Below are 18,880 nucleotides of genomic sequence, written 5' to 3'. Positions count from 1 at the left end.
TCCGGCACGGCGGCGCGTCAGCTCGCGCAGGCTCGCCGGGCACTTCCAGATCAACAAAGTGGTGGGTCCCTAGCCGGTGGTGTCCGAGGTGGGCGTGGGTGCGGTTTCGAGCAGCTCGGGGTGGGGCGGGACGGCGGCCAGCAGCAGCGACAACGCGGCGAAACTCGTGCCGGCCACGAACAACAGCAGAAACGCCGGTTGCCCGATCCAATCCCACAGCTGCGGCCCGCTCGCCCGCGGCCAGCCCTCTGTTTGCGAAGCCACCCGCCGGATCGCCGCCAGTGCCGGCCCCCACCAGAGCAGCAGACCGACCGCGAACGGGAACATCACGGCGAGGCGGGCCGGATGGCCGGGACGACCGGTGCGGCGGCTGGCCCAGCCGAAGACCAGGAACGCGGCCACCGCCGCAACCAGTCCGCCGAGCGCGCCGCCGACCCTGGCCCCGGCCGGGGTGACACGCTCCAACGCCACTGACACCGTCGCCTCCTGCGCGTCGGGGGCCGGGTAAACGTCGAGGGTCAGCACCAGGTCGTCCCGGGCGGCCGTGAAGTTGTTCCACGGCTGGCACCTCTCGGAGCCGCAGCCGTCCACTTCCGTGCGTGTCGGAGTGTGCACCGTCCAGCCGGTCGCGGCCAGCCGGTTGGCGGCGTACGCGGCCTGCGCCTCCAGGTCCGCACCGCGGGGCAGCCCGGCCCATCCGGTAGCAACCGCCGCCTGGTATTCGCCGCCGCGCCCCAGCAGCAGGTCGTCGGTATCCGCCCAGCGCAGCGGGCGGCCTTCGAACACGAACGGCGACGACGGCGGCGGCTCGCCCGGACCCACCGCGGCGCCGGGTGCCACGTCGGTCAGCAAAGCCCGGGTCCACGACGGCGACGGCAGCGAACCGCCCGTGTGCCAGCCCACCCACGAACCGGCCGCCGCGCCGAACATGCCCCCGATCACGGTCACGAGGAGCGCCCAGACCACGACCGTACGGCTCGCGGATCGCCCGAGACGGGTCCGCAATCCATGGATCGCCAGGTTCGCCATCTCCCCAACCGTCGGCCGCCGGTTCTCCGTGAGCAGCGGTTCGAGCAGTTCGGCACCGTGCCGCCGGCGGTAGTCCTTCGGATAGGCGGCGAGCATCCACCCGTACGGCATCAGGCCACCCCCGGCCGCATTGCCACGCCCAGACGCTTCTCGGCGGCGGCCGCGAGATCGCGCAGGCGCACGGTTTCCGCCCGTAACGCGGTAAGCCCGTCGGAGGTGAGCCGGAAGTACCGGCGCCCCCGCCCGTCGACCAGTTCTTCACGGTCGAGCACGACCAGCCCTTCGGCGGCGAGGCGTTCCAGCGCGGTGTAGAGCGTGCCGGTCAGCAGTTTGACCCGCCCACCGGAGACCGCGCCGACCTCCTGGATGATCCCGTAGCCGTGCCGTGGCCCCTCGGCCAGCGCGGTCAGGATGAGAAAGGTCGGCTCCCGCATCGCTTTCATGATGCGGAAGCATAGGTAAATGATCAACCTATGGCAAGAACAGCACGTCGAGCTGGGCGTCGAGCGCCGCCAGAGCCTGGTCGGGGGTCAGCTGGCCGCCCAGCAGGTAAACTCCCAGACCCTCCATCAGCGCGAGCAGCGCCGTCGCGGCGGGCGTGCCGTGCGGGTCGGGCAGCAGTCCGGCGATGAAGTCGACCAGTTGCGCCGTGCCCGGGCGCAGGCCCTGCCCGGCTTGGGGACGTACGGCGGCATAGGCCAGGAAGGCCAGCGCCACCCGGCCGTCGTCGCGCGCGGCGCCGGAAAGCGGCAGCAGGGCCGCGATCATCGTGCGCAGCAGCAGCCGCGGGGGCGGAGAATCACCCAGCGACGTCACCGCGGTGCGGATCCGGGATTCGGCGCGGTCGGCCACGGCGGCCAGCGCGAACGCCATCATCTCGTCCTTGGTGTGGAAGTAGTGCTGCACCATCCCCACCGAGACGCCGGCCGCCGCGGCCACGTGGCGCAGGCTCACGGCCTCCAGTCCCTGGTCGGCGGCTACCTTCATGAGCGCGTCGGCGATCAGGCGGCGGCGGGCGTCGTGGTCGACGATCTTCGGCATGGCGCGCGGCTCAGGCGGCGACGGCGTCGAGGTGCGTACGGGCAACCCGGACCAGACCGTCGGCGTCGTCGGCGTACAGGCGCAGTTCGGAAACCGGCTCCCCCGGGCCTCGCGGCACGTCGAACGTCAGCGGGCGCCGCAGCCGGACGTCGATGCTGGTCTGGCTTCCGACCACGATGTGCAACGCTCCCTCCTCGAACTGCACCGCGCGGCTCGACGGCATCGAACGATAGCGCTTGCCGATGGACTCGATGTCCGACCACGGCACGGTCAGGTCGATGCCGGGGCCCATCCGCACCCGCAGCCCGTCGTCGAGGAGCAGGTGGGGGTGCCGGATCAGGCCGCCGAGGAAACCGAGCATCCACAGCAGACCCCACACGCTGATGGCCAGCATGATCCAGCGGGCCGGCCCCCACGGCACCACGTGTTTGATGATCAGGTCGAGGACCGGGATCTCCACGATCGACAGCACGAGGAACACCCCGAGGATCGGCTTGACGACCCCGAGATACCCGTACGCCTGACCGCCGTGCCGATCGACCGGCCGGCGCGTCACCCACAACGCCAGGTTGCGCCAGGTAGCGGCCTCCGCAGCCGCGGCGCGCCGAAGGATACTCATCGTGCCTCCTGAACAGTGACGGTGCCGGCCGCCGCGTCGACCGTGACGATCTGCCCCGTACGCAGGCGGGTCGTGGCGCCGGGCACGCAGATGACCGCGGGCAGGCCGTATTCGCGGGCGACCGTGGGCCCGTGCGCCATCACCGCCCCCGTCTCGGTGACGAGCGCGGCCGCCGAGAGGAACAGCGGTGTCCACCCCGGGTCGGTGGTCGCCGTGACCAGCACTTCCCCCGGTTCGAGGCGGGCCGTGGCCGGATCGTGCACGACCCGTACGGGACCAGTGGCCCGCCCCGCCGAAGCGCCGACGCCGGTGAGCGCGCCGGGAGTCCCGGGCGTCGTGATCACGGTTTCGACGTCGGTGCCGTCGGAGAACAGCGCGACCGGCACGGATCGACGCCGGCACTCGCGCTCGTACCAGGCACGACGCTCCGCCACCAGCTCCCGCAACCTGCTCGACGTGCCGCCCGCGCCCGCATCCGCCTCGTCCAGCGTCAGGAACATGATGTCGTCGGCCCGGTTGAGCTGCCCGGACGCCACCAGATCGGCCCCGGCCGCGAGCAGGTGCCGGCGCATCTCGGCGAGCCGGTAAAGCCCCGCGAACTTTCCGGCCTCGCGCAGCCCGGCCAGCCGCCGCGCCCGCCCGAGCAGAAAGATCGCGAGCCTTCCCCGTACGGGCCGGCGCCGCCGAGCCCGCACAGCCAGCTCACCCAGGGTGGCCTCAGCCCGCTCGGCGGCCCGGGCGAACCGCACGTCGGGCGCCTGCTCGGGATCGGTCACCCGCATCAGGTTGCCCAGCGCCGCCCGCACCGGCGCCGGATCCTCCGCCCACCGCGGCACCCCCAGATCCACCTCGGCCGCAGCCCGATGCCCGTACGTGCGCAGAAACTCCGTCAGATCAGCATCGTCGGCGTTGGTTGCCGTACGGGCCACCGACCACAACGCGAGGTCCATCTCGATCGTCACGTTGTGCGGCATCCCACCCAGCACCGCATGAATCTCCCCCGGCCGCGCCACACCTCCCAGCAACCGCGGCGGCAACGCACTGGCCACCATCCCCGCCACGATCGGCCAAACGATCGCGTCCGCCCCGTGCCCCTGATCGTCGTGCTCGCGCACCAGCCGCAACCGCTCAGCAGCGCTCAACACCCGCCCGCCGTCCCGCGTCCCGAGCCGGATCCGCTCAACTTCAGCCAGCAACCGCACACGAGCCTTGTCCGGATCGACCAGCGCCCCGAGCACCCCACGCACCGCCCGCGCCACCGGCGGCACCCTCCGCCCCGATCGCTTGTCCGCCACTTTCCGCGCACTACCACTCGACTGCGCACCTTTGCTCGACTGTGCGCGTTTGTGCGTTCGCCGCCGGTGCGGGGCGAAGCGGGGGTCGTCGAGCACGTGTCGCATCACCGCCTGGGCGCGCGGGCCGAAGTCGACCGCCATGAGCGGGATCAAGCGGCGGCGGGCGACCGGGTCCCGTACGAGGTCGCTCATGTCGCCGTAGAGCCGGCCGCCGATGCCGGTGATCTCGACGCGCAGACCGAGCGGCACAAGCATGGCCTTCACCAGATCTTTCAGCGTGTCCAGGCCCATCGGGGTGACCGGCTGCAGCATGCCCTGCACGTGGCCGAACTCGAGATAGACGCGCGGCGGGCCGTCCGTCCGGGGCGGCTGGGCGAACAGCGTGGTGATCGGCCGCGACTGCAGGATCCACAGCTCGCCGTCCTTGTCGCTCGCCCACTCGACGTCCTGCGGCGTGCCGAAGAGCGTTTGGAGTCGTTCGCCCAGCCGGCGCAACCGGTCGCCGTCGTCGAGCACGCGCCGATCCACCTCGGTCGTCCCGCCGACAACCGCCTCACCGCTGGCCGCCGACTCCACCAGCATCTCGGTGCGGTTGCCGGTGACCGGATCGGCCGTGAACAGCACGCCGGCAGTCTCCGCGGCGACCATCCGCTGCACGACGACGCCTATGACAGTCCCGCCCGCCCCGACGTCCGACCCGCCCGGGTCCGCTGTGACGCCCCGCCCCACTGCCCCGCTCGGCTCCGCCGCGACACGCCACCCGGCCCCGGCACTCGGCTCGCCCGGCGCGGCCCCGGTGCTGCGCCCGGCCGACGCCATCCCGGTGAGCGGCTCGGGCGGTGCGGACCCAGGGGTTGTCCCGGTTGCTGCAGGGAGGTTGCGGGGGGCCGGTGCTTGCGGGCCGGTGTTGTTCGCGTATGCGGTGGCTCGCGCGGTGGTGGCGGAATTGCGGCAGTGCTCGATTGCGGCCAGCAGTTCGTCGGGGCCCCGCACGTCGAGGACGGTGTCGAACATTCCGGCGTAGCTGGCGTCGGGGGCGTCCTCCACCGCCGCGCTCGAGCGCACCGCCACCAAGCCGGCGCCCAGGGCCTCGTACGCGGAAAGTATGTGATCGCGGTCGAGCGGGCCGGTTGTCACGCAGAAGCCGGGTGGCACGTGCTCGCCGGCTCGGATCAGTGCGCCCAGGCCGACCGCCTTGCCTCCGGCCTCGCTCAGCATGTCGGCGGTGACGTCCCGCAGGTCCACGATCGGCATCGGCCCTCCCCGGTTGGCAATACGACTGCACCGTAAAGATAGCCGCTTTACAATACGACTGCAACGTAAAATCATCGCCTCAATTCGTGACAGAGCCGGAACCACGGGCGGAGCCGGATCGTCAAACCGGACATGACTCGTCTCCGCGGCACCCTGATCGCCGCCGCCGTTCCCCTTTTCCTGCTCGCTGCCTGCGCGCAGCCCGGCACCGACGCCGGCGCTCCCGTGTCCAGTTCCCCCGAGAGCGCCTCCCCCAGCGGCGACGGTCTCGTGGCACGCGTGGAGTCCTTCGGCGGTTTCGTGCCGCCCGACAGAACCATCGGCACCCTGCCCGCGCTCAGCATCTACGCCGACGGGCGGGTGATCACCGAGGGCCCGGTCCCGGCCATCTATCCCGGCCCGGCGCTGCCCAACCTGCAGGTGCTGACGTTCGACGCCGCCCAGGTCCAGCAGATCGTCCAGGAGGCCTCGGCCGCGGGGGTCAAGCCCGGCACCGACTTCGGCCGGCCCAATGTCGCCGACGCGCCGACCACCCGGGTCACCGTGACCACCGACCAGGGCGTCCAATCGGTCAACGTGGTCGCCCTCAACGAGGCCCAGGTCAAGGACCCGCTGCTGACCGACGCGCAGCAGAAGGCCCGGGCCACGCTGGCCGCCTACGTCAAGAAGCTGCAGGATCTCGCCTCGGGCGACGGCTACACGGCCTCGAAGCCGTACGAGCCGACGTCGCTGGCCGTGCTGGCCCGCCCGTGGACCAAGCAGAGCGGCGGCGAGCCCGCGCAGGCCGACGCCGCGTGGCCCGGTCCGGCACTGCCCGGCGACTACGTCAACCCCGCGATCAAGATCGGCTGCGTGGTCGTGACCGGCGCCGACCTCGACAAGGTGATGACCGCGGCCAGGAAGGCCAACCAGATGACCCCGTGGACCGCCGGCGACCAGAAATACCTGATCAACTTCCGGCCGCTGCTGCCCGACGAGAAGGGTTGCGCGGAGTTCAAGGGGAACCGATGACTCCTCTCGGAGAGCCGTTCGATTCCGGCCGCGACGCGGTCGCGGGGGACGACGGAATCGATCGCGGGCCGGGGCGGGCCGAGCCCGTTCCGGCCCGTCAGGGCTGCCGCCCCACCCAGACCGCTCCACGCGACCCGCGCCGCAACCTTCCCTGATCGACGGGAACGGGCCCGTATTGCGGACGGGAAGTGGCCTGAATCGATCCTAGGCTGAGCGTATGGACATGAAGATCGAGCTGATTCCCGTCCCGGTGACCGATGTGGACCGGGCCAAGGCGTTCTACGAGAAGGTGGGCTTCAACGCCGATCACGACCATCGCGTGCAGGAGGGGCTGCGGTTCGTGCAACTGACGCCGCCCGGGTCGGCCTGCTCGATCGTGATCGGCGACGGCATCACCGAGAAGACACCGGGCACGCAGGAGATCCAGTGCGTGATCGCCGACGCCGAGGCCGCGCGGGCCCGCCTGGTCGAGGCCGGCATCGAGGTCAGCGACGTCGACAAGCAGCCGTGGGGCAGCTTCGTGTATTTCCGCGACCCGGACGGCAACAGCTGGTCGTTGCAGGCCATGGAGTCCCGCCCCAACGGATGAGCCTGGCCGGAATCCGTCGGCATCTGGCAATCGAGGTTCTTCTGCGGTGACGGTGGCGCTTCTACGGTCGTGCGCATGCTCCGATACGTCATGCCGGTGGTCATCGCCCTGGTCTTCATCGTCGTCAACAGCCTGATTTCCGAGCCCCACCGGCAACGCTTCAACGCGCTGCTCATCGCGGGCGCGGGCGGCACCTACATCAGCGGGGGCGAGTTCGGGCTGGGGGAACTGGCGTTCGCCGCGGTCATGGTCGCGGTGGCGTACCTGGGCCTGCGCTCGTGGACGTTCATCGGGGCCGGCTGGCTCCTGCACACGGCGTGGGACATCCTGCACCACCGGCGCGGCGCTCCGCTGATCCCGTCGTTGCACGACTCGTCGTTCGGCTGCGCCATCTGCGACCCGGTGATCGCCCTGTGGTGCTTCACCGGCGGCCGCTCGGTGGTCAGGTAAGCCCGGACCCGGCTGATCGCGGACCGCCGGTCAGTCCGGGGTTCCGAGGCCTAGCGCGGACCGCCGGCCAGCTCGGCCTCGATGGTCTTGCGGGTGGCCTCCGGGTCCAGGGACTGGGCGGCCACCTCGTCGAACAGGCTGCGGTAGCGGGTGACCTCGGCCGGCTGTTTGAGCAGCTGGTTGGTGGGGCGCAGGCCCTCGACGAAGACGACGTTGAGCTCGTCCGCCTGGTCGAACTGCAGGATCGTGGTGGACATGCGCAGCGCGCAGTGGCCGTACGGGAAGAGGCGAACCGTCACGTTGGGCCGCTCCGACAGGGCCAGCACGTGACGCAACTGGTCGTCGCGGACGGCCCGGCCGCCGATCTGGCGGTGGATCACCGACTCGTCCAGCAGGGCCACCATCTGCAGGGGGCGGTCACCGGTGAGGCGGCGCTGCCGGGCCAGGCGCAGGGCCACCGCGCGGTCGACCCGGGCCGCCGAGCGGGTCATGGCCAGCACCGCCCGCATGTACGGCTCGGTCTGCAGCAGACCCGGGAAAAGCATGGGCTCCCAGGTCAGCACGGCCGCCGCCTCCGACTCGAGGCTCACGTACGAGTCGGGCTGCACCAGGTCGCGATACTCCGACCACCAGGCACGTTGCCGGGCCGAACGGGCCAGGGCGAGCAGCGCGTCGCCGTAGCTGCGGTCGCTCACCCCGTACAGGGAGAGCAGGTCTTTGACGTCGCGCGGGGTGACGGTGACCCGGGCCGTCTCGATCCGGGTGACCTTGGCGGCGTGCCACTCGAAGCGCTGGGACACCTGTTCCTGGGTCAGCCCGGCGGCCTCACGGCACCGCTTCAGCTCCGCCCCGAGGCGTCGGCGGCTCAGCGTGGGTCCGGGCACCGCGCCATGGTAGAGCGCCGGATGACCGTCCGGCACAGCGGGCGTGGCGCCGCCCGGAAGCGGCGCCACGCGACGTCGTCACTGCACGCCGAGGAGATCCACCACGAAGATCAGGGTCTCGTTCGGCTTGATCACACCGCCGGCGCCCTGCGCGCCGTAGCCCAGGTGCGGCGGAATGGTGAGCCGGCGGCGACCGCCGACCTTCATGCCGGCCACGCCCTGGTCCCAGCCGGCGATGACCTGACCGCCGCCGAGCGGGAAGGCGAAGGGCTCGCCACGGTTGTAGGAGGCGTCGAACTCACGGCCGGTCGAGTGCGACACGCCCACGTAGTGAACGTTGACGTACTGACCGGGCGTCGCTTCGGGCCCCTCGCCGACGGTGATGTCCTCGATGACGAGGTCGGCCGGGGGCGCGCCCTCGATCGGGCCGACGTCGGGCTTGTCCATGGGGAAACTCCATTCTTTGACAGTCGAGCCCCATGCAATCACAGCGCCGGTCACACTCGGTCGCCGACGTGCTGAACGACTCAGGCGTGTTCTGCGTACTACGGGGACGTGAGAATCGATCACCTGGCCGCCGGAGCGCTCGCGGTGGCCGCCGCCACGGCGCTGAGCCCCACGGCGGCGCATGCTCACGGGGCTCCCACGACGCCGATCAGCCGCACCGCGGCCTGCGCCGCCGGCGGCGAGGAGACCGGCAGCGCGGCCTGCAAGGCGGCCCGCAAGGCCAACGGGGGCGGGTTCGGCACCTTCGACAACTTGCGCATCGCGAACGTGGGCGGCAAGGATCGGCAGGTCGTGCCGGACGGCAAGCTGTGCAGCGGCGGGCTGGCCGACTTCCAGGGTCTCGATCTGGCCCGTGACGACTTCCCGGCCACCAAGGTCACTTCGGGCCAGACCTTGAAGATCAACTATCGGGCGACGATTCCGCACGCGGGCGAGTTCCGGGTTTTCCTGACCAAGCCCTCGTACGATCCGGGGCAGCGTCTCACCTGGGACGACCTGGGCAGCAAGCCGCTCGCGACGGTCACCGACCCTGATCTCGACGACGGGGCGTACCGGCTCGAAGCGACTCTGCCCGAGCGCACCGGGCGGCACATGCTCTACATCGTCTGGGAGACGTCGAAGACCCCGGACACGTATTACTCGTGCTCGGATCTCGTCTTCCCGGAGAAGGTGGCGGCTCAGCCCTCGGTCACAAAAGCGGCCAAGGTGACGCAACCGCCCTCGCGGAAGCCGACAACAGGACCGACGACAGGACCGACGACACCGACGACACGACCGACTGCCGAGGCCGGGCCGGAGACGAGCGAGGCGCCCCCGGCCGCCCTCAACCCGGTGAGCATCCAGAAGAACGACACCAGCAAAGTGACGCTGGGTCACTGGATCGTCGCCGGAGCGCTACTGGTTGGTTTCGTCACTGTTGCGTGGGCAGGCACCGGAGCATTTCTCCGCAGACGACGCGAAAACCGTTGAACCGTAACGGCTGACGTCTCGTACTGATGGGCGTCGACATCGCACACAGCATTTTCCCAGCCTCCCCCCAAGGATTCAGGAAAGGCCGAGATGAGCCGAGTTCGTTACGGTCAGCGAGGCGTGAACCGCCGCCGTGTCCTGGCGATCGCCGCCACCGCCGGTGTGGGCGTCTCCGTGGCCGGCGTGGCCGGGCTGAGCCTGGCCGGCGAGAACGACGAGACGCCGAAGGGCGCCGGCCCGCTGGTCCTGTCGCTGCGCGACGCCGAGAAGGGCACGTTCGACGTGTTCGTCGGCGGCTCCAAGAGCACGCTCACCGACAAGAAACTCGCCGCCAAGCTGCTCAAGTCGGCCAAGGCCTGAGGGGAGACAACACCGTGTCATCGCACCGCGAAGCTCCCGAGATCAGCAAGGACCCGGTCGCCGACAGCTCCGACCTGTACGCGTTCGTCAGCCCGGATGCCCCGGACACCGTGACGATCATCGCGAACTACGTCCCGCTGCAGCTCCCCTCGAGCGGCCCGAACTTCTTCGAGTTCGGCGACGACGTGCTCTACGAGATCCACATCGACTCGAACGGGGACGCGCGCCCCGACCTGACGTATCAGTTCCGGTTCCGCACCGAGCTGCGCAACGACAAGACGTTCCTCTACAACACCGGCCCGATCGACGCCCTTGACAGCGAGAACTGGAACCGGCGCCAGTTCTACTCGGTGACCAAGGTCGACGCGTACGGCAAGAGCACCGTGCTGGCCAAGAAGGTGCCCTGCCCGCCGTGCAACGTCGGCAAGCTGTCGATCCCGGACTACGACGGTCTGGCCGCCGACGCCGTGGCCAAACTGAAGACCGGGGAGAAGGTCTTCGCCGGTCAGCGCGCCGACGCGTTCTTCGTCGACCTGGGCGCCATCTTCGACCTGGGCACGCTGCGGCCCTTCCAGGACAAGCACCTGGTCGGGCAGACGCTGTTCAACTACGCGGGCAAGGCCGTCAACGCCACCGACAAGCTCAACGTGCACAGCATCGCGATCCAGGTGCCCCTGAGTGCCGTACGGCGGGACGGCAAGAAGAAGGTGCGCGGGCGTGACCCCGAGGCCGTGATCGGCGTGTGGACCTCGGCCAGCCGCCGGCAGGTGCAGGTGCGCAACGGCGACAAGCGGAACGACGACGTCGTGGTCGGCCCGCAGGTGCAGGTCTCGCGTCTCGGCAACCCGCTGTTCAACGAGGTCATCGTGCCGATGGCGGAGAAGGACAAGTGGAACAGCCTGTCCCCCGCGGAGGACAAGCGGTTCGCCCAGTTCGTCGAGAAGCCCGAGTTGCAGACGCTGTTGCCGGTGCTCTATCCGGGCCTGTTCGACAACTTGGCGGCGCGCGACAAGACCGGCAAGGCGCGCGCCGACCTGGTCGCGATCCTGCTCACCGGCATCCCCGACGGGATCATCGAGAACTTCCAGAACAACACGGGCGAGGTGCAGGCCGACATGCTGCGGCTCAACACCGCGATCCCGCCGTCGAAGGAGCCGAACAAGTTCGGTGTGGTCGGCGGCGACCTGGCCGGTTTCCCGAACGGGCGGCGCATCGCCGACGACGTGGTGTCGATCTCGATCCGGGCCATCGCCGGGGTGACGCTGCCGCTGGTGGAGAAGGACTTCGAGCCGGACGCCGCGGCCGCGCTGGTCGAGCAGGGCCTGAGCATCAAGGACGCCAGCGCCGGCCTGCTCAAGAAGTTCCCCTACCTCGGCACCCCCTTCGACGGATTCGGCAACCCCTCATGAGCACCCACACGCACACGCACGAGACCACCGGGCACTCCTGGCACAGCATGACCCCGTCGGGCCAGGGCACGGTGATGCTCAACATCGGCAACGGCATCGGCGCGCTGATCATCAACACGCCGGGCCGGATGCACGGCCGCGAGATCGAGGTCAGCCCGGTCGACGACCCGGCCCGGCGCACGCACGCGGCCGTCCGCGCCCGCTACGTGTGGGGCGGCGTCTGCTACAGCGTCGTGCTCGACAGTCTGCCCGAGGGCCGTTACACGGTGTGGGACAACCCGGTCACGCCGATCGGCGAAGTCGATGTCCCCAGCGGCGGCGTCGCCGATTTCACCTGGCCGGTGACTGCCGCCGTCGGCTAGAAGGTGCCCGCGCCCGTTGGGGTCTAGTCTGGACGCCATGGCTGGCGGCCTGCAGACCCGACCGGACGCGTCCGCCCACTTCTCGCTCGCCACCACCGATGTGGACGAGGCCAGGGCGTTCTGCCGTCGCATGTTCTACGGTCCCCTCGAGGTGAACCCGGTCGGTGACCGGTCCGGGTTCGCCTTCCGAGGGGACGTCGTGTCGCTGGGCCCGATCACGGTGGGCGAGATCAGTTACGGCTGCGACATCCACGTCGCGATCGCCGATCTCGAGACGTCCTATCACGTGCTCGCGCCGCTGACCGGCATGTTGCGCTCCCGGCATCGAGGCACGACCGTGCTGGCCGACGAGACACGGGCCGCGGTCTACCGGCCCGTCGGCGACATCAGCCTGGACTGGCCGGGTGACTGCCGGCTGCTCAGCGTCAAGGTCGACCGGGGTGCCCTGGAGCGTGAGCTCGACGCCGCCCTCGATCAGCAGGTGGTGACGCCGCTGCTGCTGGGCGACAGTTTCAACGTGATCGACGCCCCGGGCCGGACGTGGGTCGCCCTGGTGCGCCTGCTCTTCGGCGAGCTGCGCCGCGGTGACGGGCTCTCGTCGCAGCCGCGCATGGCCACCCGGTGGCGCGACATGGTGGTCAGCGGCCTGGCCCTGACCGTCGAGCACCCGTACGGCGAGGAGCCCGCGGGCATGCAGGGCCCCAACCGTCCCCGTACGGTGAAACGGACCTTGGACGCCATGCACGCCGAGCCGTGGCGGCCGTTCACCGCCACCGATCTCGCCTCGATCGCCGGGGTGGGCGTGCGCGTGTTGCAGGAGTCGTTCCGGCAGCACGTCGGCATGTCACCGCTGACGTATCTGCGCCGAGTACGCCTCGACGGGGTGCACGCCGAACTGTCCCGCTCCGACCCGTGGCAGGTGAACGTGTCCGAGGTGGCGTACCGCTGGGGGTTCACGCACCTCGGACGGTTCGCCGGGGCCTATCGGGACCGGTACGGCGAGTCCCCGTCGCAGACCCTGCGGGACCGCAAATAGCTGAAGCTCGACTCGCCATCCGCAGCCCCGAACCGGAGTCACAGTTCGACTTTCTGCCCCTTGCCGATGACGACCACTCCCCCGTCCGACACGGTGTAGAGCTTGCGGTCGCGGTCGAGGTCGACGCCGATCTGCGCGCCCTCGGGGATGACCACGTTCTTGTCGATGATCGCGTTGCGGATGATCGCGCGCCGGCCGACCGACACGCCCTCCATCAGCACCGAGCCCTCGACGTGGGCCCACGAGTTGACCCGCACGTTGGGCGAGATGACCGAGCGCTCGACGAGCGAGCCCGACACCACGACCCCGGGCGAGATCATCGACTCGATCGCGCGGCCCTGCCGGTCGTCGTAGCCGTGCACGAACTTCGCGGGCGGCCACGAGCCGTAGTTGGTGAAGATCGGCCAGTCGTGGTTGTAGAGGTTGAAGATCGGCTCGGTCGCGATGAGGTCCATGTGGGCCTCGTAGAACGAGTCCAGCGTGCCCACGTCGCGCCAGTAGCCGCGGTCGCGGTCGTGGCTTCCCGGCACCTCGTTGTCGCGGAAGTCGTAGACGTTGGCCTCGCCCCGCTCGACCAGCATGGGGATGATGTTGCCGCCCATGTCGTGCTTGCTGTCGGGGTCCTGCGCGTCGGTGGAGACGGCGTCGATCAGCGCGCGGGTCGTGAAGATGTAGTTGCCCATCGACGCGTAGATCTCGTCGGGCGAGCCGGGCAGCCCGTCGACCTCTTTCGGCTTCTCACGGAAGGCCCGGATGCGCTTGCCGTCCTCGGCCACGTCGATGACGCCGAACTGGTCGGACATCGACTTGGGCTGCCGGATGCCGGCCACCGTGACGGAGGCCCCCGAGGCGATGTGGTCGTTGACCATCTGCCTCGGGTCCATGCGGTAGATGTGGTCGGCGCCGAACACGATCACGTAGTCCGGCTTCTCGTCGTTGATCAGGTTGAGGCTCTGCCAGATGGCGTCGGCCGAGCCGGCGAACCAGCGGGGGCCGAGCCGCTGCTGCGCGGGGACGGGGGTGACGTAGTTGCCGAGCAGGGTCGACATGCGCCACGTCTTGGAGATGTGCCGGTCCAGCGAGTGCGACTTGTATTGGGTCAGCACCACCATTTTGAGGAATCCGCCGTTGGCCAGATTCGACAGCACGAAATCGATCATGCGGTAGATGCCGCCGAAGGGGACCCCGGGTTTGGCCCGGTCCGCCGTCAGGGGCATGAGGCGCTTACCTTCACCACCGGCCAGAACGATCGCAAGCACCTTGACAGCCATGGAAGGACGCTAACTTTCCGCCAGCCGGAGCGCCAGCCGAAGAAGGGAACTCGCCGTGGGCTTCCCGGCGACGCACAGGGTAACTGATCTTGGTCCCCGAGCGCGAGAGTTCGGTTCAGGGATTAGGCTGCGGACGTGGCCCAGAGATTGCGCGTTGACCTCATTTCCCGCGAATATCCGCCGGAGGTGTACGGCGGCGCCGGCGTCCATCTGGAGTATCTGACGCGCGATCTGCGCAACCTGGCCGACGTGCGGGTGCACTGCTTCGGCGCACCCCGCGACGAGCCCGGCGTGACGGCGTATCCCGAGCCCGCCGGGCTGGCCGGGGCGAACGCCGCGCTGCGCACGATGGGGGTCGACCTCGAGATCGCCGCGGGCGCCCGGGGCACCGACATCGTGCACAGCCACACCTGGTACGCGAACTTCGCCGGGCACACGGCCAAGCTGCTGCACGGGGTGCCGCACGTCGTCACCACGCACAGTCTGGAACCGCTGCGGCCGTGGAAGGCCGAGCAGCTGGGCGGCGGTTACGCGCTGTCGTCGTTCTGCGAGCGGGTGGCCATCGAGAACGCCGACGCGGTCATCGCCGTCTCCGGCGGCATGAAGCGGGACGTCATCACCGCCTACCCCTCGGTCGACCCGGACAAGATCCAGGTCGTCTACAACGGCATCGACACCTCGATCTACGCGCCTAACCCGGGCACCGACGTGATCGAGCGGCTGGGCATCGACCTCAATCGGCCCAGCGTCGTCTTCGTCGGCCGGATCACCCGCCAGAAGGGCCTGCCCTACCTGCTGCGAGCCTGCCGCTCGCTGCCCGCCGAGACGCAGATCGTGCTGCTGGCCGGGGCGCCCGACACCAAGGAGATCGCGGCCGAGGTCGAAGGGCTGGCCGACGAGCTGCGCGCGGCCCGCGACGAGCGCGGCGTGATCTGGGTGCAGGAGATGCTGCCCAAGCACGAGGTCGTGCAGGTGCTCACGCACGCCACGGTGTTCGTCTGCCCCTCGATCTACGAGCCCATGGGCATCGTCAACCTGGAGGCGATGGCCTGCGAGACGGCAGTGGTGGCCACGGCCACCGGCGGGATCCCCGAGGTGGTGGCCGACGGCGAGACCGGTCTGCTGGTGCCGATCGAGCAGCTGCAGGACGGCACGGGCACGCCGGTCGACCCCGACAAGTTCGTGGCCGACCTGGCCGCCGCGATGACCGAGCTCGTGCAGGACCCGGCCCGCGCCCGTGAGCTGGGGCTGGCCGGGCGTCGCCGCGCGGTCGAGAAGTTCAGCTGGGCCCGGATCGCCGAGGAGACCCTGGCGGTGTATCGGACCGTTCTCTGACAACAGGGCACACTGGTCCCATGCTCCGCCTCCCCCGCCCACCCGTGAAGCTGACCCTCGCCCTCGCCTCGGTGCTGTTCGCGACGGCGGTCCTCGGCCTGGGGTTGCTGCGGGCGGCCACCTACAAGCCCACCGCGGCGGCCGGCGCGCCCTGGCCGTCGGCCTCCTCGGCGCCCGCTCCGGGCACCCCCGGCAAGTGCGGCACGGTGCCGGTGAAGGCGGCCCGCGAGCTGCGCGGCATGTGGCTGACCACGGTCAACAACATCGACTTCCCGAGCCGCAGAGGGCTGTCGCAGGCGCAGGTCAAGGCGGAGTATCAGCGCTGGCTCGACCTGGCCGTGGCGCAGCGGCACAACGCGATCTTCGTGCATGTGCGGCCCAGCGGTGACGCGTTCTGGCCTTCGGCGTACGCGCCCTGGTCGGAATGGCTGACCGGCAAGCGCGACGGCAAGTCGCCCGGCTGGGACCCGATGGACTACATGATCAAGGAAGCGCACGCCCGCAATCTGGAGTTCCACGCCTGGTTCAACCCGTATCGGGGCACCCAGCCCGGTCCGGCCGGCCCCGGCGCCGACTTCGCCAAGCTCGCCCCCAACCACCCGCTGATCAAGCATCGGGAGTGGGCCGTCGCGCACCCGGCCGGCCAGAGCACGGCCCGGCTCTACTTCGACCCGGGCATCCCGGCCGCCCGCAAGTTCGTCGAGGACTCCATGCTCGAGGCGGTGCAGAAGTACGACGTCGACGGCGTGCACTTCGACGACTTCTTCTACCCCTACCCGGCCGGGGGCGACTTCCCCGACGACGCCAGCTACGCCAAGTACGGCGGCGGCAAGCCGCGGGCGCAGTGGCGGCGGGACAACGTGGACACCCTGGTCCGCGAGATGGACGAGCGGATCAAGGCGCTCAAGCCGTGGGTCAAGTTCGGGATCAGCCCGTTCGGCATCTGGCGCAACTACGCCACCGACCCCGACGGTTCGCAGAGCAAGGGCCTGGAAGCGTACGACGCGATCTTCGCCGACACCCGCAAATGGGTGCAGCGGGGCTGGCTCGACTACATCGTGCCCCAGCTGTACTGGACGATCGGCTTCGACAAGGCCGATTACGCCAAGCTGCTGCCCTGGTGGACCAAGCTCACCAAGGGCACGCAGGTGCAGCTCTACATCGGCCTGGCCGACTACCGCATCGGCGAGGAGGGTGACTGGAGCGATCCGGCCATGCTCGACCGCCAGATGGTCCTGAACGACAAGTTCGGCGTGCAAGGTCAGGTGCACTTCAGCGCCAAGCAGATCCGGGCCGACCGGCTCGGGGCGGTCACCCGCTATCGCGACAAGCACTACGCCTCGCCGGCGCTGCTGCCCCGCATGGCCCGGCTGCCCGTCGCGGCCCCGCCCGCACCCCGGCTGGCCTCGGCCGCCCGCTTCGACAAGGGCATCCGGTTCCAGGCCACCACCGACGACGCGACGAGCTGGGCCCTCTATCGGGTCGCGGGCGACTCGGCCGCCCTGGTGGCCACCGGCCGGGCCGGCATCGAGGTGGTCGACCCGGCGCCGCCCGCGGGCCCGGTGACGTACTGCCTCAGCGGTCTTGACCGTTCCGGCAACGAGGGGCCGATCAGCACACCGCTCACCGCGTCCTGACGGCCTCTTCGGCGAGCTCCCACAGCCGGTCGGCGGCGGCGGGGTCGACCGACCACTCGGCCACGCCGGTCGACGGCTCGGGGCCGCCCGGCACCACCGCGGCCTCCTGGTTGTCCTCGTCGAAGTAACGCCCGGTGACGCCCTCGAGCAGCGGCGACACGGCCAGCAGGACCTCGCCGGCGGCACCCTGCTCGGGTGTCTTGAAGCCCTCGGCGTGGATCAGGTTGCCGTCGTCGTCCATCGCGCCCATCGCCCGCATGGTCGCGGGGTCGAGGTGACGCTGCAGGTTGGTGTGGATGCGGCCGGGCGTCATGGCGTTGGCCGTGACACCGGGCCGGTGGCGGCCGAGCGCGACCGCGAGCAGCACCTCGGCCGCCTTCGACTGGCTGTAGGCGACCCAGGGGTCGTACGGGCGGCTCTCGAAGTGCAGGTCGTCGAAGTCGACGCCCGCCCGCAGCTGGGCTCCGGAGCTCACCATGACGATCCGGGCCTCCGGCTTCAGGGCAGCCTTGCTGATCAGCCGGAAGTGGCCGAGGAAGTTGATCGCCAGCTGCGACTCCCAGCCGATCTTGGTGAGGCGGCGCTCCGGAACGGCCATGACGCCGGCGTTGGCGATGATCACGTCGAGCTCGTCCGTCGAGAACGCTTCCACCGAGTCCATATCAGCAAGATCAAGTTCCCCTCGTACGGGGGTGACGACCTCGGCGCCCCGCTCGCGCAGCGCTGTCGCGGCGGCGCGGCCCAGACCGGACGTGCCGCCCGTGATCAGGATGCGCCGGCCGGTCAGGTCGAGGCCGGCCAGCACCTCGGCGGCGGTGGACTCGGCGGTGAAGGGAGTGCGGATCCGTGTCATGACTCGAGAATGCGTCACCGTCGTTGGACTGTGAATGGTTCAGGGTCCAAGATAGTTGCGTGAGCGTCCACGCCGATCCCCTCGAAGACGTGCTGGCCCTCGTCGGCGCGAGCAGCAGCTTCTCCGCCGGACTGGTCGCGGGTGGCGACTGGGCGGTGTCGTTCGCGCCCACGCCCGCGGTCAAGTTCAATGCCGTACGGCGGGGACGGTGCCTGCTGCTGGTGGCGGACGTGACCTACGAGCTCAACCCCGGCGACTGCTTCCTGCTGACCCGGCCGGTGGCGTTCACGCTGGCCAGCGACCTGACGTGGCCCACGATCCCGGCCGCAGTGATCTTCGCCGGGGGCACCGGCCGGGCCGGCACGGGCGACGACGTGTTCCTGCTCGGCGGGCGCTTCGACTTCGGCGAGCGGGCCCGGGAGCTGCTGCTCGACGCGCTGCCGCCGGTCGTGCACGTGCCGGGGGCCAGCCCGTCGGCGGCCACGGTGCGGTGGGCGCTCGAACAGATCGAGACCGAGATGCGGGAGCGTCCGCTCGGGGCGGCCCTGGTGGCCGAACATCTGGCGCTGGTCATGCTGATCCACGTGCTGCGCCTGCACGTGTCGCTGGCCCCGCCGGACTCCGGGTGGCTGGCCGGGCTGGCCGACCCGGTGGTCGGCCCGGCGCTGCGGCTGCTGCACGGCGAGCCCGCGTACGCGTGGACGGTGGCCGAACTGGCGTCGCGCGCGTCGGTGTCCCGCTCGACCATGGCCGCCCGCTTCCGCCGCGTCGTCGGGCAGGGGCCGCTCGAATACCTGACCCGCTGGCGGATCGAACTGGCGGCGGCCCGGCTGCGCCGCGACGACGGCACCGTGGCGGCGATCGCGCGATCGGTGGGGTACGGCTCGGAGAGCGCGCTGAGCAACGCGTTCAAGCGCCTGACCGGGTTGTCGCCGCGGGCCTACCGCGCTTCCCGCACCCCATGAGCGC

The 18,880-nt window shown here is 70.3% G+C and carries 21 protein-coding genes; 12 read left to right on the top strand and 9 right to left on the bottom strand.

Annotated features, from left to right (window positions below; genetic code table 11):
• Nucleotides 1-69 precede the first annotated feature (69 nt).
• From BKA14_RS04200 to BKA14_RS04180, 5 genes are read right to left on the bottom strand one after another with little or no spacing between them, the layout of a single operon-like run.
• A complete protein-coding gene (locus BKA14_RS04200; RefSeq protein ID WP_184949614.1) occupies nt 70-1,140 on the bottom strand; it encodes a hypothetical protein in 1,071 nt (356 codons plus the stop codon).
• Complete coding sequence (locus BKA14_RS04195) at nt 1,140-1,463, bottom strand: PadR family transcriptional regulator (RefSeq protein ID WP_184956542.1); 324 nt, start codon at nt 1,461-1,463, stop codon at nt 1,140-1,142. The genes BKA14_RS04200 and BKA14_RS04195 overlap by 1 nt, the downstream gene beginning before the upstream one ends.
• A 37-nt stretch (nt 1,464-1,500) precedes the next feature.
• Nucleotides 1,501-2,070, bottom strand: a complete 570-nt coding sequence (locus BKA14_RS04190) for a TetR/AcrR family transcriptional regulator (RefSeq protein WP_184949613.1) — start codon at nt 2,068-2,070, stop codon at nt 1,501-1,503.
• A 10-nt stretch (nt 2,071-2,080) separates the two neighbouring features.
• Nucleotides 2,081-2,689: a hypothetical protein gene (locus tag BKA14_RS04185; protein ID WP_184949612.1), complete on the bottom strand. Its 609-nt coding sequence runs from the start codon at nt 2,687-2,689 to the stop codon at nt 2,081-2,083.
• Nucleotides 2,686-5,238: a PEP/pyruvate-binding domain-containing protein gene (locus tag BKA14_RS04180; RefSeq protein ID WP_184949611.1), complete on the bottom strand. Its 2,553-nt coding sequence runs from the start codon at nt 5,236-5,238 to the stop codon at nt 2,686-2,688. Before BKA14_RS04180 ends, BKA14_RS04185 begins: the two co-directional genes overlap by 4 nt.
• 132 nt (nt 5,239-5,370) lie before the next feature.
• On the opposite strand from BKA14_RS04180, the gene BKA14_RS04175 reads away from it, so the two are divergent.
• The 4 genes from BKA14_RS04175 (at nt 5,371) to BKA14_RS04160 (ending at nt 7,288) form a co-directional block, all read left to right on the top strand.
• Nucleotides 5,371-6,249 (top strand): hypothetical protein, encoded by an 879-nt coding sequence (locus BKA14_RS04175; protein WP_184949610.1) that lies wholly within the window; start codon nt 5,371-5,373, stop codon nt 6,247-6,249.
• On the top strand, nt 6,246-6,404 hold the full coding sequence (locus tag BKA14_RS04170) for a hypothetical protein (protein WP_184949609.1): 159 nt from the start codon (nt 6,246-6,248) through the stop codon (nt 6,402-6,404). The genes BKA14_RS04175 and BKA14_RS04170 overlap by 4 nt, the downstream gene beginning before the upstream one ends.
• Nucleotides 6,405-6,466: 62 nt before the next feature.
• Nucleotides 6,467-6,838 (top strand): VOC family protein, encoded by a 372-nt coding sequence (locus BKA14_RS04165; protein WP_184949608.1) that lies wholly within the window; start codon nt 6,467-6,469, stop codon nt 6,836-6,838.
• Nucleotides 6,839-6,913: 75 nt separating this feature from the next.
• Nucleotides 6,914-7,288, top strand: coding sequence for a DUF6010 family protein (locus BKA14_RS04160; protein ID WP_184949607.1), 375 nt, complete (start codon nt 6,914-6,916; stop codon nt 7,286-7,288).
• A gap of 50 nt (nt 7,289-7,338) precedes the next feature.
• On the opposite strand, the gene BKA14_RS04155 is transcribed toward BKA14_RS04160, so the two are convergent.
• Together BKA14_RS04155 and BKA14_RS04150 are read right to left on the bottom strand one after the other, a co-directional pair.
• Entirely contained in the window at nt 7,339-8,172 is an 834-nt protein-coding gene (locus BKA14_RS04155) for a helix-turn-helix domain-containing protein (protein WP_184949606.1), read from the bottom strand.
• A 78-nt stretch (nt 8,173-8,250) separates the two neighbouring features.
• Nucleotides 8,251-8,619, bottom strand: coding sequence for an FKBP-type peptidyl-prolyl cis-trans isomerase (locus BKA14_RS04150; RefSeq protein WP_184949605.1), 369 nt, complete (start codon nt 8,617-8,619; stop codon nt 8,251-8,253).
• A gap of 108 nt (nt 8,620-8,727) precedes the next feature.
• On the opposite strand from BKA14_RS04150, the gene BKA14_RS04145 reads away from it, so the two are divergent.
• The 5 genes from BKA14_RS04145 (at nt 8,728) to BKA14_RS04125 (ending at nt 12,815) form a co-directional block, all read left to right on the top strand.
• Nucleotides 8,728-9,648, top strand: coding sequence for a lytic polysaccharide monooxygenase (locus tag BKA14_RS04145; RefSeq protein ID WP_184949604.1), 921 nt, complete (start codon nt 8,728-8,730; stop codon nt 9,646-9,648).
• Between the two features lie 120 nt (nt 9,649-9,768).
• Nucleotides 9,769-10,008 carry a hypothetical protein gene (locus tag BKA14_RS04140; protein WP_239092504.1) on the top strand — a complete coding sequence of 80 codons (240 nt, stop codon included), beginning with the start codon at nt 9,769-9,771 and terminating at the stop codon, nt 10,006-10,008.
• A gap of 14 nt (nt 10,009-10,022) precedes the next feature.
• Complete coding sequence (locus BKA14_RS04135; RefSeq protein ID WP_184949602.1) at nt 10,023-11,417, top strand: DUF4331 domain-containing protein; 1,395 nt, start codon at nt 10,023-10,025, stop codon at nt 11,415-11,417.
• Nucleotides 11,414-11,779, top strand: coding sequence for a phospholipase (locus BKA14_RS04130; RefSeq protein ID WP_184949601.1), 366 nt, complete (start codon nt 11,414-11,416; stop codon nt 11,777-11,779). The genes BKA14_RS04135 and BKA14_RS04130 overlap by 4 nt, the downstream gene beginning before the upstream one ends.
• Nucleotides 11,780-11,816: 37 nt before the next feature.
• On the top strand, nt 11,817-12,815 hold the full coding sequence (locus BKA14_RS04125; protein WP_184949600.1) for an AraC family transcriptional regulator: 999 nt from the start codon (nt 11,817-11,819) through the stop codon (nt 12,813-12,815).
• A gap of 38 nt (nt 12,816-12,853) precedes the next feature.
• Here the strand turns inward: BKA14_RS04125 and glgC are convergent, their stop codons facing one another.
• Nucleotides 12,854-14,086 (bottom strand): glucose-1-phosphate adenylyltransferase, encoded by a 1,233-nt coding sequence (gene glgC, locus BKA14_RS04120; RefSeq protein WP_184949599.1) that lies wholly within the window; start codon nt 14,084-14,086, stop codon nt 12,854-12,856.
• Between the two features lie 135 nt (nt 14,087-14,221).
• Between glgC and glgA the strand changes: the two genes are divergently transcribed.
• Entirely contained in the window at nt 14,222-15,421 is a 1,200-nt protein-coding gene (gene glgA, locus BKA14_RS04115; protein WP_239092505.1) for a glycogen synthase, read from the top strand.
• A gap of 20 nt (nt 15,422-15,441) precedes the next feature.
• On the top strand, nt 15,442-17,058 hold the full coding sequence (locus BKA14_RS04110; RefSeq protein ID WP_184949598.1) for a glycoside hydrolase family 10-like protein: 1,617 nt from the start codon (nt 15,442-15,444) through the stop codon (nt 17,056-17,058).
• Here BKA14_RS04110 and BKA14_RS04105 read toward each other — a convergent pair.
• Nucleotides 17,045-17,911, bottom strand: coding sequence for an SDR family NAD(P)-dependent oxidoreductase (locus BKA14_RS04105; RefSeq protein ID WP_184949597.1), 867 nt, complete (start codon nt 17,909-17,911; stop codon nt 17,045-17,047). The genes BKA14_RS04110 and BKA14_RS04105 overlap by 14 nt on opposite strands.
• A 59-nt stretch (nt 17,912-17,970) precedes the next feature.
• Between BKA14_RS04105 and BKA14_RS04100 the strand changes: the two genes are divergently transcribed.
• The gene (locus BKA14_RS04100) at nt 17,971-18,876 is read left to right on the top strand and encodes an AraC family transcriptional regulator (protein WP_184949596.1); all 906 of its coding nucleotides are present in this window, start codon (nt 17,971-17,973) and stop codon (nt 18,874-18,876) included.
• Nucleotides 18,877-18,880 lie beyond the last annotated feature (4 nt).

The organism is Paractinoplanes abujensis (genome assembly GCF_014204895.1).
In the GTDB taxonomy this organism is placed as follows: Bacteria; Actinomycetota; Actinomycetes; order Mycobacteriales; family Micromonosporaceae; genus Actinoplanes; species Actinoplanes abujensis.
Note: the sequence above shows the minus strand (reverse complement) of the source record. Positions and strands in the feature narration are given on the sequence as shown.

What these genes read in the sequence shown, in the direction of transcription:
- BKA14_RS04200 (WP_184949614.1), bottom strand. Translation starts at nt 1,140, where the DNA reads ATGCCGTACGGGTGGATGCTCGCCGCCTATCCGAAGGACTACCGCCGG.
- BKA14_RS04195 (WP_184956542.1), bottom strand. Translation starts at nt 1,463, where the DNA reads ATGCGGGAGCCGACCTTTCTCATCCTGACCGCGCTGGCCGAGGGGCCA.
- BKA14_RS04190 (WP_184949613.1), bottom strand. Translation starts at nt 2,070, where the DNA reads ATGCCGAAGATCGTCGACCACGACGCCCGCCGCCGCCTGATCGCCGAC.
- BKA14_RS04185 (WP_184949612.1), bottom strand. Translation starts at nt 2,689, where the DNA reads ATGAGTATCCTTCGGCGCGCCGCGGCTGCGGAGGCCGCTACCTGGCGC.
- BKA14_RS04180 (WP_184949611.1), bottom strand. Translation starts at nt 5,238, where the DNA reads ATGCCGATCGTGGACCTGCGGGACGTCACCGCCGACATGCTGAGCGAG.
- BKA14_RS04175 (WP_184949610.1), top strand. Translation starts at nt 5,371, where the DNA reads ATGACTCGTCTCCGCGGCACCCTGATCGCCGCCGCCGTTCCCCTTTTC.
- BKA14_RS04170 (WP_184949609.1), top strand. Translation starts at nt 6,246, where the DNA reads ATGACTCCTCTCGGAGAGCCGTTCGATTCCGGCCGCGACGCGGTCGCG.
- BKA14_RS04165 (WP_184949608.1), top strand. Translation starts at nt 6,467, where the DNA reads ATGGACATGAAGATCGAGCTGATTCCCGTCCCGGTGACCGATGTGGAC.
- BKA14_RS04160 (WP_184949607.1), top strand. Translation starts at nt 6,914, where the DNA reads ATGCTCCGATACGTCATGCCGGTGGTCATCGCCCTGGTCTTCATCGTC.
- BKA14_RS04150 (WP_184949605.1), bottom strand. Translation starts at nt 8,619, where the DNA reads ATGGACAAGCCCGACGTCGGCCCGATCGAGGGCGCGCCCCCGGCCGAC.
- BKA14_RS04130 (WP_184949601.1), top strand. Translation starts at nt 11,414, where the DNA reads ATGAGCACCCACACGCACACGCACGAGACCACCGGGCACTCCTGGCAC.
- BKA14_RS04125 (WP_184949600.1), top strand. Translation starts at nt 11,817, where the DNA reads ATGGCTGGCGGCCTGCAGACCCGACCGGACGCGTCCGCCCACTTCTCG.
- glgC (WP_184949599.1), bottom strand. Translation starts at nt 14,086, where the DNA reads ATGGCTGTCAAGGTGCTTGCGATCGTTCTGGCCGGTGGTGAAGGTAAG.
- BKA14_RS04110 (WP_184949598.1), top strand. Translation starts at nt 15,442, where the DNA reads ATGCTCCGCCTCCCCCGCCCACCCGTGAAGCTGACCCTCGCCCTCGCC.
- BKA14_RS04105 (WP_184949597.1), bottom strand. Translation starts at nt 17,911, where the DNA reads ATGACACGGATCCGCACTCCCTTCACCGCCGAGTCCACCGCCGCCGAG.